This is a genomic window from Bathymodiolus platifrons methanotrophic gill symbiont, assembly GCF_002189065.1.
GTDB lineage: Bacteria > Pseudomonadota > Gammaproteobacteria > Methylococcales > Methylomonadaceae > Methyloprofundus.
On record NZ_BDMN01000438.1, the window covers coordinates 1 to 4,125 of the forward strand.

3 protein-coding genes are annotated in these 4,125 nt (G+C 34.7%); 2 read left to right on the plus strand and 1 reads right to left on the minus strand.

Translation table 11 applies throughout. The annotated features are described in order from the left end of the window. Positions 1-67: 67 nt before the first annotated feature. Together CDZ78_RS19000 and CDZ78_RS19005 are read left to right on the plus strand one after the other, a co-directional pair. A complete protein-coding gene (locus CDZ78_RS19000; RefSeq protein ID WP_087871377.1) occupies positions 68-1,969 on the plus strand; it encodes a Dam family site-specific DNA-(adenine-N6)-methyltransferase in 1,902 nt (633 codons plus the stop codon). Between the two features lies 1 nt (position 1,970). Beyond that, on the plus strand, positions 1,971-3,677 hold the full coding sequence (locus tag CDZ78_RS19005) for an AlwI family type II restriction endonuclease (RefSeq protein ID WP_087871378.1): 1,707 nt from the start codon (positions 1,971-1,973) through the stop codon (positions 3,675-3,677). Positions 3,678-3,876: 199 nt separating this feature from the next. Here CDZ78_RS19005 and CDZ78_RS19010 read toward each other — a convergent pair. Continuing rightward, a partial coding sequence (locus CDZ78_RS19010) for an IS1 family transposase (protein ID WP_244559295.1) occupies positions 3,877-4,125 on the minus strand: 249 nt, incomplete at its 5' end.

A 4,125-nucleotide genomic window follows, 5' to 3' on the forward strand; every position in this document is an offset into this window, starting at 1 on the left:
TGGTATTATTATCGCACTACCCACTAGGATTCACATAGAGCCAAAAATAAAAACAGGTATATCTTAAATGTTAGAAACATCTATCTTACTCTCCGACCAGAAAAAGATACTTGCCAAACCAGTATTGAAGTGGGCAGGAGGAAAGTCTCAATTATTAGACGAACTTATGTTGCGAGAACCTAAATCCTATGGAAAATATATAGAACCATTCATTGGAGGAGGGGCTTTATTTTTTGCCACAAACCCTGAAAACGCTGTTATTTCTGATTCTAATCCTGAGCTTATTAATTTATACAAAACTATAGCTAGTGACCTTGAAAACCTTATAAAAGAATTGAAGGTTCATAAAAATAATAAAGATTATTTTTATGAACTAAGAGAAATTAATGAAACTAAACTAACGCCTGTTCAAAAGGCAGCTAGAACAATTTACTTAAACAGGACTTGTTTCAATGGTCTTTATCGGGTAAACCGAAAAGGAAAGTTTAATGTGCCTTTTGGAAGCTATATTAATCCAAAAATTTGTGATGAATCTAACTTGTATCAGGTATCACAGTTTTTACAGGGAAAGACTGTGGTTTGTGGAGACTATAAGGATGTATTAAAAAAATATGCACAATCTGGTGACTTTGTATTTCTCGATCCTCCTTATTTACCTATTTCTGAATATAGTGATTTTAAAAGATACACAAAAGATCAATTTTATGAAGAAGATCATAAAGAACTAGCAAAAGAAGTAAGTAGACTTTGTGATTTAGGATGTCATGTTGTACTAACAAATTCAAACCATCCATTAGTACATGAATTATATAAACAGTACAAAATTGATGTTTACAAAACTAAACGAAATATTAGTAGCAAAGCAAAAAGTCGTCGTGGCGAGGATGTAATTGTCACCATTAGACCTCGTAAAAAATTAAGACTAAAATCTGTTCCTAAGCCTCTTTCTAATCAAGCAACGAAGTTTCCAACAACTCGCTATATGGGTTCTAAAAGTAAAATATTACTCCAGATCAGGGATGTAATAAGAGAATTTGATAGCGATACTGTATTGGATATGTTTTCTGGATCTGGAGTTGTTAGCTATATGCTGAAATCCGAAGGAAAACAAGTCATAAGCAATGATTATATGGCTCTTGGGGCTGTATATAGTAAAGCTTTAATAGAAAATAATAACATTATACTACCAACTGATACAGCAGAAGCTCTTATGAGTCATGCGCCAGACAATGATTATTTTGTTCAATCAACATTTAAAGACCTCTATTTTCAAGACCATGAAAACATTTTAATTGATAATATTCGTTCAAATATTAAGTTAATACGTAACCCTTATCAACGAGCGATAGCAACCTCAGCACTTATCAGAACATGTTTTAAAAAACGACCCAGAGGGATTTTTACCTATGTTGGACATCGCTATGATGATGGACGAAAGGATCTTACAACCAGCATGGAAGAACATTTTCTAAATGCTGTATTATCTATAAATGTCGCTGTATTTGATAATGGAATGAAAAATAAATCTAGGCGCGGTGATGCTATGAGCATTCGCAGTAACCCTGATTTAGTTTATATAGATCCCCCTTATTATAGCCCTCATTCTGATAATGAATATGTTAGACGATATCACTTTGTAGAAGGAATTGCTTGTGATTGGAAAGAGGTTGAGATGCAATGGCATACAAAAACAAAAAAATTTAAAAGCTACCCAACTCCATTTTCTACTAGAGTTGGAGCATTTGACGCTTTTGATAATTTGTTTAAGAAAATGAGAAATAGTGTTTTAGTCGTATCTTATTCATCTAATTCTTTACCCACCTTAGATGAAATAGTAGCTCTTATGGCAAAATACAAACAGCATGTAGAAGTTATCTCCATTGACTACCGCTACTCAGTGGGAAATCAAGGACACAAGGTTAACGATAACAAAAACGAAGTTCAGGAATATTTATTTGTAGGATATTAGTTTGATTATTTGGTGCTTAGGAAATACCACAGTACGAAGTCCATACCGTTTTCGGGATGGACTTATTGCGTTAGATTCATCATCTTTACAAGGTAATTTAAGAGGAGAAGAAAGCGAAAAAGCATTCTGTAAACTCTTAGGAGATAATGGCATTGTTTCCTTAAAAGGTGATGAAACCTACAGTGTAGGAAGGAAATGGAGATCAGCACTCTCAAAACTTGGTTTCTTGTATCCAAAGCTCACAGGGAAACAATCTAAGTTTCAAAGTGAACTAGGATTAGCCGACACAATTACAGAAAATGGAAGGCGTTTAATTAATTCTGAAATTGTTACCGGTTGGCAGGAGTGTTTTTTAAGGTCATTAGCCGCTTACTATATTCCCTCAGTTTTAGAACCTAGACATGATTGTGATATATTTTCACCACTTCGACATACCTTAGCTGTAATGCTTCAATTGGAAAACAAGACAGGAGAAAATAGACTAAATTTTTTGGAAATGGGTTTGATCGTACAGCTCACATATAAAAAAGATGGTGTAGTAAAAATTACAGACAATATTCTAAATTTTAGAGAAGATCGGGGGAAATCGAGTAGAAAACGAAAATTCGACCAAGAGGCATTGGACAATGCTGCTAAAACATACGGATTAAAATCTGGAACATTTAAGGACTATGCAGATACAAATTTTCGTTATTTAAAAGCAACTGGCTTAGTCCAGAATAAGGGAAAAGGGATTGCTCTTGTTTCAGAAAAGCGGGTTTTCATTGAACAATTAGTAAAAGACACTGATATACCAAGTGATAACTTATTGTATATAAAGTCATTATGTTCAGGTTCTATCTTACCTACCGACGAACAAACAGGCGCAATGACAGTGCTAAATGATTTAATATCGCAGCTAGATAAACGGGGTAAGCCTTACTCTATAGCAGGAAAGAACACAGATACTCCCGCCGATATCGCTATTATTCGACATGAAATAGAGGGGAAGCTATCAGAACTTAATGAACTTGATTATGCAAATAAGCAATTAGAATATATAGAAGAAATTACTGGCTATATGGATTTGCTAATCACACGGAAATGGTCAAAAGAATTAACTAATGGCAACGCTATAGAAATCCCTAAATCAGAAGCTCCAGCTTATTTTGAATGGACAATTTGGCGAGCTTTTCTCGCTATTAATTCGTTAGTAAACTTGCCTTGGGAATCAAGGCGTTTCAAAATAGACCAAGATTTTCTTCCTGTTGGTACGGCTCCAGGAAATGGGCCTGATATAATTTTTGAGTTCGAGGATATGGTTTTGGTTGTTGAAGTCACACTAACTACCTCATCACGCCAAGAAGCAGCAGAAGGTGAGCCTGTCCGCCGCCATGTGGCAAAATATGCCGAAGATTTCACTAACACTGGTAAACAAGTATTCGGGTTGTTTTTAGCTATCAATATTGACACTAATACAGCAAATACCTTTCGTCTTGGTGAATGGTATCTCAAAAACGATCAAAAGATTGATCTTCACATTGTTCCTATCGCCTTAATCGATTTTATGCAAATAATGATAGCTTCAAGCCATGATGTATCTTTAATGCTTCCAAAATTTCAGGAATTATTGCGTAATTGTCGAATGTATATTAATAAGGATGCTCCAGAATGGAAAACAAAAATATCCGAACTTTCAAAGAATGTGGCTGAAAATATATGTCCTTAACCTTACAGGTTCTGTCGCATTGTATACCCCCCTAAAAATAATGATATATGCTCTATGAAAAAAGTGCATCTTTGTCACTATTTTGCTAACCAACAGATACACCCACTGTATTTAAAGGGCTGAAGCACGTGACAATGACGGGTGACAATGATTTTTAAAGGGCTTATAAAGAGTCCTTGGTAGTGGGTTAAATCTGTTATTAGGCATGAATATCTCGTCCAAATTCGACTTTATTAATTAATAGTCCAATGACAATATCATGCATTTGTTCTATTTTGGAAAAACAGATTGTTCGACGCGTTAAGCGTTTAACCCATGTTCTAAAATTTAGGTTTTTTCGTTCAATTTTTTGAGTGTTTTGTTTGCCTATTTCATGTTCATTTACATCTAAGTTTCGCTCATAAGCCCCCCAGTCATCTGTATAATATCTGCTTATTTCAAAAGGAGT